10 protein-coding genes are annotated in these 14,056 nt (G+C 50.9%); 8 read left to right on the top strand and 2 right to left on the bottom strand.

Going from position 1 to position 14,056, the window contains the following annotated elements; genetic code table 11:
• Positions 1–96: 96 nt before the first annotated feature.
• The 8 genes from xseB to METMI_RS0110350 all read left to right on the top strand — a co-directional run bounded on the left by xseB (position 97) and on the right by METMI_RS0110350 (position 10,023).
• Complete coding sequence (xseB, locus tag METMI_RS0110385) at positions 97–351, top strand: exodeoxyribonuclease VII small subunit (protein WP_019866225.1); 255 nt, start codon at positions 97–99, stop codon at positions 349–351.
• Positions 323–1,219 carry a (2E,6E)-farnesyl diphosphate synthase gene (gene ispA, locus METMI_RS0110380; protein WP_019866224.1) on the top strand — a complete coding sequence of 299 codons (897 nt, stop codon included), beginning with the start codon at positions 323–325 and terminating at the stop codon, positions 1,217–1,219. Before xseB ends, ispA begins: the two co-directional genes overlap by 29 nt.
• A 473-nt stretch (positions 1,220–1,692) precedes the next feature.
• Entirely contained in the window at positions 1,693–2,250 is a 558-nt protein-coding gene (locus tag METMI_RS0110375; protein WP_019866223.1) for a GspH/FimT family pseudopilin, read from the top strand.
• 19 nt (positions 2,251–2,269) lie between these two features.
• Positions 2,270–2,716, top strand: coding sequence for a type IV pilus modification protein PilV (gene pilV / locus METMI_RS0110370; RefSeq protein ID WP_019866222.1), 447 nt, complete (start codon positions 2,270–2,272; stop codon positions 2,714–2,716).
• A complete protein-coding gene (locus METMI_RS0110365; protein WP_019866221.1) occupies positions 2,713–3,765 on the top strand; it encodes a PilW family protein in 1,053 nt (350 codons plus the stop codon). The genes pilV and METMI_RS0110365 overlap by 4 nt, the downstream gene beginning before the upstream one ends.
• A gap of 24 nt (positions 3,766–3,789) precedes the next feature.
• Positions 3,790–4,302 carry a pilus assembly PilX family protein gene (locus METMI_RS0110360; protein WP_019866220.1) on the top strand — a complete coding sequence of 171 codons (513 nt, stop codon included), beginning with the start codon at positions 3,790–3,792 and terminating at the stop codon, positions 4,300–4,302.
• A 106-nt stretch (positions 4,303–4,408) separates the two neighbouring features.
• The gene (locus METMI_RS23660; protein WP_019866219.1) at positions 4,409–9,433 is read left to right on the top strand and encodes a PilC/PilY family type IV pilus protein; all 5,025 of its coding nucleotides are present in this window, start codon (positions 4,409–4,411) and stop codon (positions 9,431–9,433) included.
• Positions 9,434–9,666: 233 nt separating this feature from the next.
• Positions 9,667–10,023: a type IV pilin protein gene (locus METMI_RS0110350; RefSeq protein WP_019866218.1), complete on the top strand. Its 357-nt coding sequence runs from the start codon at positions 9,667–9,669 to the stop codon at positions 10,021–10,023.
• Positions 10,024–10,531: 508 nt separating this feature from the next.
• Here the strand turns inward: METMI_RS0110350 and dxs are convergent.
• Positions 10,532–12,391: a 1-deoxy-D-xylulose-5-phosphate synthase gene (dxs, locus tag METMI_RS0110345; RefSeq protein ID WP_040572782.1), complete on the bottom strand. Its 1,860-nt coding sequence runs from the start codon at positions 12,389–12,391 to the stop codon at positions 10,532–10,534.
• Between the two features lie 2 nt (positions 12,392–12,393).
• Positions 12,394–14,049, bottom strand: coding sequence for a copper resistance D family protein (locus tag METMI_RS0110340; protein WP_019866216.1), 1,656 nt, complete (start codon positions 14,047–14,049; stop codon positions 12,394–12,396).
• Positions 14,050–14,056: the final 7 nt, after the last annotated feature.

The following is a 14,056-nucleotide window of genomic DNA, read 5'->3' as shown; positions in this document are numbered from 1 at the left end:
TATTGCAACGATTCAATTTCTGCCCATAAACATGCCGCCACTGATTTCATATATAATGTCGCTTTTAAACCAGCCCTATTTTTAATCCCCCTGTACATGCCGAAAAAAAAATCTGCGACTTTGTTTGAAGACGCGCTTGCCGAACTCGAACAGCTGGTCAACCGCCTAGAACAAGGCGACATTGCCTTGGAAGAATCATTAAAGTCTTTTGAGCGTGGCGTCGCCCTGACCCGCACCTGCCAACAGGCATTGCAAGAAGCGGAACAAAAAGTCCAGATCCTGATAGAAAAAAACGGCACTCAATCCCTGGAGCCCTTTACCGATGAGCCAAGCGTTAAAAGAATACCTTAGTTTTTGCCAACACCGTGTCGAGCACGCGCTGGAACAACGCTTGCCAAGCGCACGCATTTTGCCGCAAAAGCTCCATCAAGCCATGCGTTATTGTGTGTTGGATGGCGGTAAACGGACACGCCCGTTATTGACATACGCCACCGGACAGACCTTAGGCATTGCTCCGGCAGCCTTGGATGGCGCGGCGTGTGCGGTTGAGTTTATCCATGTCTATTCCTTAATCCATGATGACCTGCCAGCGATGGATGATGACGCTTTGCGCCGTGGCAAACCAACCTGCCATATCGAATTTGATGAAGCGACGGCCATTTTGACCGGTGATGCCTTGCAAGCTTTGGCCTTTGAAATTCTGGCCCATGACCCTAGCATTGTCGCCAGCGATGCCAACCGTTTGAAAATGATCACCGCATTGGCAAAAGCCAGCGGTTCGCAAGGCATGGTCGGCGGCCAGGCGATAGACCTGGATTCGGTCGGCACTATGCTGAGTTTGCCTGAACTGGAAAACATGCATATCCACAAGACAGGGGCATTGATCCGGGCCAGCGTCACCCTGGCGACCTTGTCAAAAAGTGATTTGGATCCGGCAGTGGCGATCAAGCTTGACCACTATGCCAAATGTATCGGCCTGTCTTTCCAAGTGAAAGACGATATTTTGGACGAAGAAAGTGACACGGCGACCTTGGGCAAGACACAAGGCAAAGACAAGGACAACAACAAACCGACATACCCCGCATTATTGGGCATGGCGGGCGCCAAACAAAAAGCCAGGGAGCTGCATGAAATGGCTCTGGACAATTTAAGCATTTTTGGGGACGAAGCGAATTTATTGCGCGATTTGTCGCTTTATATTATTGAGCGTAGCCACTAGGAAAAATACCGGTTCCGCTGACGTGCAAATAAGTACATTATGGCCAATTGCCGTATACATAAATGAGTTCGCGCCCAGCCACCCCCAACCCTGAAAGCCGTAAAAACCGCTAATATCCCTTGTCAGGAAAGCAATAGGCACAAACTCCTGGCAAGGGAATAAAACCAACAACCGTAATACGATTATTTAACTTTAAATATCGTGAATTGAAACTATACTAACCCTAATGATTTGCTTTATATACCTGACGGCAATCTTGCCAAACGGTTTAGCAATTCTTGGGTAAATTGAAAACAAAATGGTGATGGGTTAAATCCGTGCTTTTTAGGGGGTACAAACCTAGCTTTGCGCCCCACCCCATTAAATGAAGCCACGCATTAACGCACTGCCGTTTTCTGCCATATCCCTGCAGGAAAAAAAGTGCAGGTTTGTTGGTGGCAAATAAAATTAACCAGACAACCTTCCATCCACTAATGCACAACAGAAAATCACTGCCCGGCTTTACTCTGGTTGAATTAATGGTAACGCTAGCGGTTGCCTCAATCCTTGTTGGCATCGCCACCCCCAGCTTCCAGACCATGATCAGCAATAGCCGGTTAACGGGCGCAACTAATGAGTTAATCGGCGCATTAAGTTTTGCCAGGAGCGAGGCGGTCAAGCGGGGGATTCAAGTCACCATCTTACGGAAAGACTCTAATTCGGCGGTTTGGGAATCCGGTTGGGATATTTTTGTCGATGCCGATGGTGACAACACCTTTATCCCTGATGTGGCCACACAATGCTTGCCCAACCAAGACTGTCTATTGCGGAGCCACGAAGCATTGCCAGCGGGTTACACGCTGAGAACGGGCAATAGTTACGATGACCGGGCGACTTATTTACCCAATGGCCTCAGTTGGACTCCGATAGGCGACACTTTTACTTTATGTGATGGCTCACATGATGACAACCAATCCCGTAGAATTGTCATAAGCCCAATGGGTCGGGCAAGAATCGACCCATTGGCAGCTCCGCCTGGAACTTGTCCATAATATTTCAATAATATGCACTATGTATAAAGACACCGGATTCACCCTAGTCGAAGTACTGATAGCCATGCTTCTGCTCGCAGGCGGGTTGCTTGGCATGGCGGCCTTACAGGCCACCAGCCTTGGCAATAACCAAGATGCTTACAATCGTAGCCAAGCCACAGAATTCGCCTATGACATTGCGGACAGAATGCGCGCCAACTCCCTTGGAATAGCCACTTACACAACTATCGCACCAGAATCAGCGGTAGAAAATGCTGATTGCCTCATCACGACCGGATGCAGTCCGGCGGACATGGCCCAAACCGACCTTGCCCAATGGAACGCCATGGTGTCCACCCTACCCCTCGGCCAAGGAACCATCGCTATTGCCGGGGGAGTGTACACCATCACCATCATTTGGGACGAAAACCATGATGGTGCTGTTGATGCCAATGACCACAGTTTCCAAACAAGTTTCCAGTTATGAAAAATAAACCTTTGCAAACTGGCATGACCCTCATAGAAATCATGGTTTCCCTGCTGATTGGGGCGTTTTTGCTAGGCGGAGTCTTGCAAACCTTTGTCGGCAGCAAACGGACCAACCAAATGTTGGAAGCACTTTCCAGAATGCAGGAAAATGGCCGGTATGCATTAGATTTTCTTGCCAATGACCTTCGTATGGCTGGATTTATAGGCTGCAACAGGCCAACGTCGCCAATTAACGACATATTGAATATGCCCGCGGCACCAGGAGATTTTTTATACCGTTTTGACAGGGCCATTGAAGGCTTTGAGGCCACCTCGGCAACGGATTGGACACCTGTAATCAATGCCGCAATCACGTCGCCAGTCGGTGGCTCGGATGTCATCACCATACGCCGTGCGGATAACATAAACGCCTTTACGATAGCATCCCATCCGACAGGGGCTTCTCCCATTACCTTAGATGGGACGGCCACCACCGCCAATTTGCAAGCCGCTGGTTTTTTGGACTCCCTCGGCGCCAACAATTGCGCCCTTGCCGTGGCGTCCACTTGCTCGGTTGCTAAGGTATTCCAGATCGCCGCCATAGCGGGAAACAACCTTTCCCATGCTGTCGGTGGCTGTGGTATCGGAAACTCCACGGCTGACTTGGGCGCGCCCTTTCAAGGCGGTCAAGTCTACCCCATCCACACCATCAGTTACTTCATACGGACAAACCCAAATGGCCAGCCCTCGCTTTATCAACGGATTGATGGAAATAATGCCGCAGAATTAGTGGAAGGCATAGAACAAATGCAAGTATGGTACGGAGTGGACACCCCTGACCCCAGCGTTGAAGCCGCTGACGGGACCGCCAACTATTATGTGACCGCAGATCAATTGGACACGGGGAAAAACAAAATCATCAGCGTCCGCATCAGCTTATTGGCAGTGTCACTTGAAAGCGTGGCTTCAGGCCCCGTGCAATTCATCTACAACGGCAACCGCACCCAAACCACTGACGGCCTGTTAAGACGGGTTTTTACCTCAACCATTTCCATCCGCAACCGATGACCCGTTTATTGGAAGGCGAGAAATATGTGCAAACCTTATAAATATCAATCCGGCGCAGTTCTGATCATCAGTTTGGTGATGCTATTGTTGCTGACCTTAATCGGCATTTCCGGCACCCAGAACAGTTCCCTGGAAGAGAAGATGGCCGGTAACCTGCGCGATAAAAGCTTAGCCTTCCAAACGGCTGAATCCGCCTTGATAGTGGCGGAAAACAGCCTGAACTCGCCGGCATTGCCCCCAACTTTTGATGATGCAGGTACGGGCGGGTTTTATTCCGAGACATCGACCATCCCAACCCAATCAGCACTTTCGACTGACCTTTTTTGGACAACTAACCCCGTACGCACATCCACTATCACCGGATTAGCCAGCGGCATCGCCAGACCCCTTTATATCATTCAAAGGTTACCAGCTTGTTTGGATCCCGCTGGCTGCCCGCCCGCAGCCCTTACAACACTTTATAGGATCACGGTCAGGGCCACAGGCGGCTCCCTCAATGCGGTGGTTATTTTACAATCAACATACTTGCCTTCTTAATTCACATTACCTAAGGCTTTTAAGGGCATGACCTGAATAGTTCACCAAAACCATTCCGAATAATGCCCACTAACGACAGCAGCAATCCAATGATTGGAGATTTGCAATGAACACTTTTAACCATATAAGTCATCTAATCCCAAGCACTTGGTTGCACAGGCTGGCACTGAGTTTACTGATAGGGTTTTCAGCCAATGCGGCCCGTGCAGATATTGCGTCATCCCCACTATTCCTTTCCACCAGCGTCCCTCCAATCGTGATGTTGGTCTTGGGGCGGGACCATAGGCTTTATTACGAAGCCTATAATGATGCATCGGACCTAGACGATGACGGTTTGGTTGATGTGGGATATAAGCCAGGAATTGATTATTACGGATATTTTGACTCGCACCGTTGCTATGACTACAACACCTCTTCCGGAGGCTATTTTGAACCCAAAGATGCCACCCTGGATAAAACCTGTTCAAGCGTGGCGGGCTCCGGGGCTTGGAGCGGTGATTTTTTAAATTATGTGACGACGGCCCGGATTGATGCCCTGCGCAAAGTGCTCTATGGGGGATACAGGAGCACGGACACGACTTCACAGACAATGCTAAAACGCTCTTTCATACCGCAAGATGCCCATTCATGGGGGAAAGAATATAACCCTGTCAACAATCCCGGTTACCATATTTCAGACTATACCCCGCTCAACGAACCGGCATTGGGAACCAGCCATCTCTTTGCCAACACATCGCTGAGCTATACCGGACAACCATTGATGCGGATACTTAACGATAGCCAGTACCGGATATGGGAATGGGTGTCTATTGAACGCCCTGTCGCAGGGTCAAAATGCTTGGATGGAAGCTCCGGGCCTGATTGTGTAACAGCGGGCGGTGATTCATGGCCTATCGTACCGAGCGGCGTTTTGAACAACTTGGTGCGCACCACCTACGACCTTTCGGGTTCAGGCGGAACCAATGGCCATCCCAATAACCACACTGATTTTAACAATTGGATCAGCACCTATGCGGTAACGGCCCGGAAGTTTGGCAGCGGTTCGATGTCCACCTTAAATGGCAATGACAACAACCCTTACGGCCCTGATGATTACTACATGACCGTAGTAAAAGGGACCATTACCGTACCCACTACGGGCAGTTATACGTTTTCTGTGGATGGCGATGATGCGGTAGAAGTCATTATTAACGGCACAGTCGTGGCCGGATGGTACGGCGGGCATGGAACCTGTGGCTGTAACACCCATACTGGCTCAATTTCTTTAACCGCGAATACCCCTTATACCATTGAGTACCGCCACGAAGAACAAACAGGAGGGGACAGCTTTGTCTTAAATTGGAAAAAAACATTACCTGCATCTAATATGACTGACTATAGCGTCAACGTCCTAAGCTGCGTACCCGGTAAATTAGAAGCCAATTGCAAAGCCTATAACAACGGGTCTACCACGACTTATAAACCAACCGGTTTATTGCACACTTATGGTGAAAATGACTCAATGGAATTTGGTTTGTTATCAGGGTCATACAAGAAAAATATCTCAGGTGGCATGCTCAGAAAAAATATATCGTCGTTCAAAAACGAAGTGGATTCCAATACAGGCATATTTACCAATGTAAACGGTATCGTAAGCACTATCAATAAATTACGTGTCACTACATTTAACTATGCATGCCCTTATTGCTACGCATCGGGTTGGATAGAAACTCGCCCGATCAATGAGGGGGAAGCGGCCGAATGGGGCGAGCCCATAGCCGAAATGATGTATGAGAGCCTGCGCTATTTCGCTGGAAAAGCCATTCCAACACCCGCCTATTCAATAAATACAAACGATGATCCAGACTTTTCTCTTGGATTGCCTGCGCCCACCTGGCTTGACCCTTACCAATCAGCAGCTTCTGGAGGTGGTGGCTACCTGAGTTGTGCGAAACCAATAGACTTGGTAATTGGGGACATTAATGTTTCTTACGATACCGACCAATTGCCTGGCAGTTTTTTCAATTCATTTTCTGGTGACTTGGGGGGGCTTGATGTGTCTACTATGGCAGACACGATTTGGGCGGGCGAATCAGAAGCAAGCTCTGTATTTATTGGCCAATCAGGTTCTATTAGCAACGGCACGCCCGACCCAAAACCGGTAAGCAGTTTTAAAAATATCCGGGGATTGGCACCTGAAGAGCCAACTAAAATGGGCGGTTATTATGCGGGCAGTATCGCCCTGTTCGGCACGGGCAACGATTTGAACCCCGCAACGAAAGACCAAAAGGTCAACACATTGGCGGTGGCCTTAGCTTCTACTTTGCCCCGTATTGAAATTCCAATTAATGGCAAAATAGTGACCATCGTGCCTTTTGCGAAATCAGTCGGCGGTTCTTTTGGCATTGACCCTGCAGCCAGTTTTCAACCAACCAACCAAATTGTTGATTTTTATGTTGAAACAATTGTTAATACCTCTGAAGACAATAGCAATAGCTCGGTAAATGGTGGCCGCCCTTATGCCGTATTCCGAATAAACTACGAGGACTCGGAGCAAGCCGCAGATCATGATATGGACGCGATCGTCCAGTACACCATCTATGTTGATGCCTCAAACCAGCTCGTCATCAACCTTAATTGCACTTATGCGGCGGGTAGCATTATCCAACACATGGGATACGTTATATCCGGCACAACGCATGATGGCGTTTATTTGGAAGTCCGCGATAAAGATACGGCTGCCGGCACTGACCCGGATTATTTCCTAGATACTCCGCCCGGCCAATTACCTGGTGGCGCTTGGGTTGACCATACAGATTTGCCTTTGAGCACAACCAGGACGTTTACAGTTGGGTCTGCTGCGTCTGCAAGCTTTATCAAACATGACCCGCTTTGGTATGCTGCAAAATGGGGGGTAAATGATAATAATGAAAACGGCATTCTTGATAATGAAGAATGGGATAGCAATAACGATGGTGTACCCGATGGTTATTTTTTAGTGACAAATGCGGGTAAGCTGCCGGAACAACTGGGTAAAGCCTTTGCCAAGGCACTCAATATTGTAAGCTCCGCTTCCGCAGTGGCCGCCAACTCCACACGCTTGGACAGCGGCTCCAAAATCTATCAGGCTAAATTCAACACAACTGACTGGAGTGGTCAATTGATAGCCTACAGCGTTAATATTGCCAATGGGGCGTTATCGCCCGATTGGGATGCGGCCGATTTGTTGCCTGCCGCTGCAAGCCGTAACATTCTCACACTTGCCCCATCAGCCGCAGCCGGTTCACGTGGCATCCCTTTTTTATGGAACAGCCTCGAAGCTTCACAACAGAATTACTTGGACACCTTGTTAGGTGTTAACGACAGTAATGGGGAATTACGTGTTGACTGGTTGCGTGGGGATGATAGCAATGAGCAAAAACGCGCTGGAGGCATTTTTAGGAACAGAACCAAATTCCTGGGAGACATTGTCAATTCCGACCCTATCTTCGTGGGTAGCCAGGATTATGGTTATGCTGCACTACCCGGATCTGAAGGCAGCCAATATACTGCATTTAGGACGTCCAGCACTTATTTAAATCGGCGGCCCATGCTTTATGTGGGAGCCAATGACGGTATGTTGCATGGCTTCGATGCCAATAGCGCAGCAAATAGCGGCAAAGAGGTGTTCGCTTACATCCCCAATGCCGTATTCCCACAATTAAGCAAATTGACATCACCTAACTATGTCCACCAATATTATGTCGACGGCTTATCTGGAGTGGGCGATGTATTTTTTAGCTCGGCTTGGCATACCCTTTTGGCAGGCACTACAGGTGCTGGAGGCAGGGCTGTATTTGCACTGGACGTCACAAATCCGGACGCGTTTGATTCCAGCAGTGTCTTGTGGGAGTTTACCAACGCCAATGATGCCGATTTGGGATATACCTTCGCGCAACCGGCAGTGGTCAGGCTGCAAGATGGCCATTGGGCGGTGATTGTTGCCAATGGCTATAACAGTGATAACGGTCTTGCTGTACTGTTCGTTCTGGATGCCCAAACCGGTACAGTGCTGCAAAAAATAAATACTGGCGTTGGCACTACCGCCAACAAAAATGGCTTATCGTCACCTATTGCCGTGGACACCAACAATGACCACAGTGTGGATACCGTTTACGCAGGCGATTTATACGGTAATTTATGGAAATTTGACCTATCCGGCAATGCCGGAAGCTGGACAGTGCCTGCTAGCCCATTCTTTGTAGCATGTACAACAACAGGCGGCTCTAGCTGTAGCACAGCGGATCGCCAACCTATCACGGGCAAACCTAACGTAGGTGCGGCAGGCGGGACTGGGACTGATCAAAATGGTGTTGGCCGTATGGTCTACTTTGGCACGGGCAAATACTTTGAGACGAGTGACAACATTGTTAATGCAAGCCCCCAAATGCAATCGTTTTATGGCTTATGGGATCAAGGCTCGGCAATCACTGACCGGAACATGTTGCAAGAGCAGACTGTCGATTTTGAAGGGTCGGCACAAACCGTAAGTGGCGATACAACTATACATCCCATCCGGGTGGTGTCTAAAACCCCCGTGTGTTATGCACCTACCAGCGTTGGTTGCACAACCAGCTCGTCATTAAAAACTGGCTGGGCATTAAATTTGATCAGCCCCATTAAAGGGGCGCAAGGCGAACGGGTGGTTAGTTTCCCTCTCATCCGCCGGGGCTTGGTAATTTTTTCAACCCTAATTCCTAGTGCCGATCCATGTGAATCTGGTGGTAGTTCATGGTTAATGGAAATCGATGCGCTTAATGGCGGTGAATTCAACGGAGCGCCTTTTGACACCAATGGGAACGGCGGCAGTGGTGGTGGCGGTGGTGGCGGCGGCGGTGGTGGCGGCGGCGGTGGCGGCGGCGGTGGCGGCGGCGGTGGCGGCGTTGACAATAATGATAAAGTAGTCGTGAATGGTGTCGAACACTTTGCAGCGGGTATCGACCTGGAAGTCGGGATTGTTAAAACGCCTGCCGTAATTGAAGCTACAGCCGTTGATTACAAATATGTCAGCGGCTCCACGGGAGCTATTGGCAAGGCGGTTGACTTTGGTGGCGGTGGCGGTGGCGGTGGCGGTGGTAACAATGGCCGCCGATCCTGGCAGCAACTCAAATAACAAGCAAAACCATCTAATCGCTTGTTATAGGTTGTGAAGCAAAGCGAGACGGGGCTACGGGCCCCGTTGATAACGTAGCAAATATTAAGCACTATCCAAACACTACGGAACGGGTTGCCTATGAAACTAATCTCTTCATACCCCTCCGTCACTAAAAAGTATAGAGTTATATACGCCTACCCAATCGAAATCTCACAATTGGCATTTACCGGAAACGAATACAGTTAAAAATTATGAATGTAGCAAAAAAAAACCAGGGGTTTACACTTGTTGAGCTGATGATTTCAGTGGCCATTGTCGGCATCCTTGCCGGTATTGCCTATCCGAGCTACCAAGAAAATGTCAGAAAATCACACCGGGCCGATGCCCAAGCCGTTTTGATGAATTTGGTAAACATCATGGAGCGTAGGTTTACAGAAACCAATGACTATACCCTGGTGCCCGCGCAAGACCCGACGCCCTATTACAATATAGTCATTAACGCGACTGCAACAACTTATACCTTGCAAGCAGTGCCTATTGATGCTGACACTTGCGGCACATTACAAATAGACAATCTGGGCAATAAATCACCTGCCGGATGCTGGTGATTATGCGGTAGGTGATGCCGTTCAGTGGATAGCATCTGTTGAATGCGCTAAGCGGGATGGTCTACGAAACCCAACGTGATTCCGGCTTGCCCTGCCGCATACAAGGGTTTCCGTTGGCAAGGGTTACCAAGGCATCCCTGCGCTGTGAATGCCCACAATCCCTTTCTGCCTGCAGTCTGCGGCTTACCTCGCACAAGCGCAGGCTACGGTAAAAGGCAAGTTAGGGCATGTGGTTGACCCCAATCACTTACGAGACTGTGAAAGAATTATTTTATGTCCACGAAAATCACGAAAGTGTAAAACCAGATTAAATATAAGTTATTGAAAGTTATTGTTTAATTGTTTCGTGTTTTTTGTGGACAATCATTAATTCTTAGAGCATTTTGCAATACTTTCACAGTCCCTTACGTTTAGCCCTCTTGTTAATTGGCCAAAACGTGCGGGACATTTCCCCTACTACGCCGCTAATGCCCCATTCCAACCTGAATTGAGGCCAGCCTTAACCTATTCACCCACAAAACGCCCTGACCCTGTCCAAGATCCCCCGCACATCCAGCCCGCACACCGCCAGCAGCTCCTCCCGGGTGCCCTGTTCGACGAAGCAGTCGGGCAGGCCGATGGCCAGCACGGGCTTGCCGAGCTTTTGGCCGTGCAGGAACAGGGCAACGTTGCTGCCCGCGCCGCCGGAGAGGACGTTCTCTTCGAGGGTGACGAGGTAGTCATGGCTGTTCGCCAGTTCGAGGATGAGGGCTTCGTCCAGCGGCTTGACGAAGCGCATGTTGGCGACGGTGGCGTCCAGTGCTTCGGCGGCCTCCAGCGCGGGGGCGACCAGGCTGCCCCAGGCCAGGAAGGCGATCTTGTGGCCTGGGCGCCTGATTTCGCCTTTGCCGATGGGCAAGGTGTCCAGGTTGCCCTGGACGGGGACACCGGGGCCTTTGCCGCGCGGGTAGCGCACGGCGGCGGGGCCTTGATGCAGGAAGCCGGTGCTGAGCATTTGCCGGCATTCGTTTTCATCCGCCGGGGCCATGACGACCATGTTGGGGATGCAGGCGAGGTAGCTGTGGTCGAAGCTGCCGGCATGGGTGGGGCCGTCGGGGCCGACGAGGCCAGCACGGTCTAATGCAAACAGGACGTCGAGGTTTTGCAGGGCGACGTCATGGATGAGCTGGTCGTAGCCGCGTTGCAGGAAGGTGGAGTAGATGGCGACGACGGGTTTGGCGCCTTCGCAGGCTTGCCCGGCGGCCAAGGTGACGGCGTGCTGTTCGGCGATGGCGACGTCGAAGTAGCGGTCAGGGTATTGCTTCGAGAATTTGACCAGGCCGGAACCTTCGCGCATGGCGGGGGTGATGCCGAGCAGGCGCTGGTCTTGTGCCGCCATGTCACACAGCCAGTTGCCGAAGACTTCGGTGTAGGTGGGGTGCGGCGAGGGGGTGGATTTGGGCAATCGGTCTTGGCTGGGGTCGAAGGCGGGCACGCCGTGGTAGGCCAAGGGGTCTTTTTCGGCGGGCGGGTAGCCTTTGCCTTTTTGGGTGACGATGTGCAGGAACCTTGGGCCTTGGATGTGCTTGAGGCTTTCGAGGGTGGAGACGAGCATGTCGACGTCGTGGCCGTCGATGGGGCCGATGTAGTTGAAGCCGAGTTCTTCAAAGAGGGTGCCGGGGACGATCATGCCTTTGACGTGCTCTTCGGTGCGCCTGGCCAGTTCCCAGACGGTGGGCATTTTGCTGAGGACTTTTTTGCTTTCCTCGCGGACGGAAGAATATAAACGGCTGGTGAGGATCTTGGACAGGTAGTTGTTCATCGCGCCGACGTTGGGGGAGATGGACATGTCGTTGTCGTTGAGGATGACCAGCAGGTTGGCGTCCAAGGAGCCGGCGTGGTTCATGGCTTCGAAGGCCATGCCGCCGGTGATGCTGCCGTCGCCGATGATGGCGACCATCTGGCGGTTCTCGCCTTTGAGGCGGGAGGCGATGGCCATCCCCAGGGCGGCGCTGATGGAGGTGCTGGAATGGCCGACCCCGAAGGCGTCGTATTCGCTCTCGGCGCGGTTGGGGAAGGCGCAGACGCCGTCACGGCTGCGGATGCTGGTCATCCGCTCTTTGCGCCCCGTCAATATCTTATGCGGGTAGGCCTGGTGGCCGACGTCCCAGACCAGTTTGTCGGACGGGGTGTCGAACACATAGTGCAAGGCCACGGTCAGTTCCACCGTCCCCAGCCCCGCCGAGAAATGCCCCCCGGACACACTCACCGACCGGGTCAGGAACTCCCGCAGCTCCTTCGCCAGCGGCTTCAGCAGCTCTTTGGGCAACCGCCGCACGTCGGCGGGGGTATTGATGTCGTCTAGTAGGGGGTAGTTTGATCTAGTCATAATTAATAAAGGGGTTCGCGATAAAACATCAGAATGATACCAATCTGAAACAAGGCGGCGACGGAAATGAAACCGGCAATGGTTTTACCAGGATTATCGAGTTTTAATTCCAACCAGCGGCCACATGCCAATATTAGCGAAAAAATCCCCATAGTGGTATGGCCGACCTGGATAAGGAAAGCGCTTTTAGCTTGAAAACCAACATGCGAATGGGTAAGGAGCATCAAGCCGCCAAACGCTGACAAGACCGGGAAAACGTAAGGCAGTTTGCTCTGCGGGTCTTGATTTTTTCTGGCCATGAGTTCAAACACGCCCAACACAAACACCAGCAATGTGGCAATCCGGTGCTGTAACACTTCGCCATTATTAAAGGTGCTTTCCCAAAAACCTACCGGCCCCAGCGGCCAAGTTTCCGCATCACTACGGAAAAACAGAAAAATGCCTAACCCGACAAAACCTAATGGCCAATATTTGCTCAGTGCCAACACCTTATTCTCTCTGGCGAATTTCAAGTACGACAACATGGCAAAAAAGCTCATGGTGGTGATGAAAATACCGGCAATATTATGGTTATAATTTGACCATTCCGTAGCGGCCAACGAAGGGACTTGGCCGACAATCGCAACGCGTCCGGCTTCACCTGCTATCAGCGCCGTATGCGTAGGTGAACTGGTCTGGGGCATTTGCGGGCTAAACGTATTTAAAACTTCTTGCCAAGTCGCCGTCAACGTTGGGATGTCGATTGCCGGAGGCTGTGACGCCAAACTCGCTGCCGTGAACAGCAGGATCATCAATATTAAAGCTTCCGCTTCTATATAGTAAGGCACGCTCCTAGTGAGGGCGTCACCGTTCCCATATTGTAGGTACCGGGCAACAGCCGTTTTATTTAACCAAGCAAAACCCAGGGCCAATGCCAACAAAACAACCTTCACCATGAGCAAATTCCCGTAACCGGTGCCGATCAACCCATCCCAAGAATCAATATACTGCAAGGCAATCGGCAACCCCGAAACAAGGATCATCCCGACTGCGGAGAGGCCAAATAAGGAAAAGCGTTTCAGCAATAACGGCCACAGATTGGCCGGCACTTTTTGGCCGCTACGTAAAAACCATAGGTTGATCAGTTGGAAAACCCCTCCAATCCAAGCTGCCGCCGCCAACTGGTGGCCAACAGTCAAAGACATCAGCATAACCTGGTTATCAAACCGCCCCGCCGCGTGCACCAACCAAGCGCCGGAAACAATCATCGGAATGGCGGCAAACCCGGAGTTTACCCAGCATTGTTTGGAAAATGGATGTTTCGCCAAATAACGGTAACAATAAACGGCAAAAAACAGGGTCAGGAGGGTGCGGACGATGCCGCCAATAAACTGCGTGGTTTGCGCAAATTCCGGAAACGGCCATTGTTCCAACACCGCTGTCATTAACCAAATTTTAAGGACTATTTTAAAAGCTTGGGCAAGTGCAAGGAAAAACGCGCCTTTGTAAATCAAAGCAACGGCAGTATCCAGCAAGGCTGAATTGTACTGATAGCCATCCCGCGCCTGCCAGGGCCTCAGGACAAACAACCCCCACAATAAACCGCCAATAGCCAAGGCAAAGCAAATCAGGTCAAAACCACCAATTAAAGAATCCAGAAAATCAGCTATACCAGCCATGATAAAC

This window comes from Methylovulum miyakonense HT12, from assembly GCF_000384075.1.
Lineage (GTDB): Bacteria > Pseudomonadota > Gammaproteobacteria > Methylococcales > Methylomonadaceae > Methylovulum > Methylovulum miyakonense.
The sequence above is the reverse complement of the archived record's forward strand: the minus strand, read 5'-3'. Positions and strand labels throughout refer to the sequence as shown.

Coding starts and splice junctions, on each gene's coding strand:
- METMI_RS0110365 (WP_019866221.1), top strand. CDS start 2,713: ATGAAAAATAAACCTTTGCAAACTGGCATGACCCTCATAGAAATCATG.
- dxs (WP_040572782.1), bottom strand. CDS start 12,391: ATGACTAGATCAAACTACCCCCTACTAGACGACATCAATACCCCCGCC.
- METMI_RS23660 (WP_019866219.1), top strand. CDS start 4,409: ATGAACACTTTTAACCATATAAGTCATCTAATCCCAAGCACTTGGTTG.
- pilV (WP_019866222.1), top strand. CDS start 2,270: ATGTATAAAGACACCGGATTCACCCTAGTCGAAGTACTGATAGCCATG.
- METMI_RS0110375 (WP_019866223.1), top strand. CDS start 1,693: ATGCACAACAGAAAATCACTGCCCGGCTTTACTCTGGTTGAATTAATG.
- xseB (WP_019866225.1), top strand. CDS start 97: ATGCCGAAAAAAAAATCTGCGACTTTGTTTGAAGACGCGCTTGCCGAA.
- METMI_RS0110360 (WP_019866220.1), top strand. CDS start 3,790: ATGTGCAAACCTTATAAATATCAATCCGGCGCAGTTCTGATCATCAGT.
- ispA (WP_019866224.1), top strand. CDS start 323: ATGAGCCAAGCGTTAAAAGAATACCTTAGTTTTTGCCAACACCGTGTC.
- METMI_RS0110350 (WP_019866218.1), top strand. CDS start 9,667: ATGAATGTAGCAAAAAAAAACCAGGGGTTTACACTTGTTGAGCTGATG.
- METMI_RS0110340 (WP_019866216.1), bottom strand. CDS start 14,049: ATGGCTGGTATAGCTGATTTTCTGGATTCTTTAATTGGTGGTTTTGAC.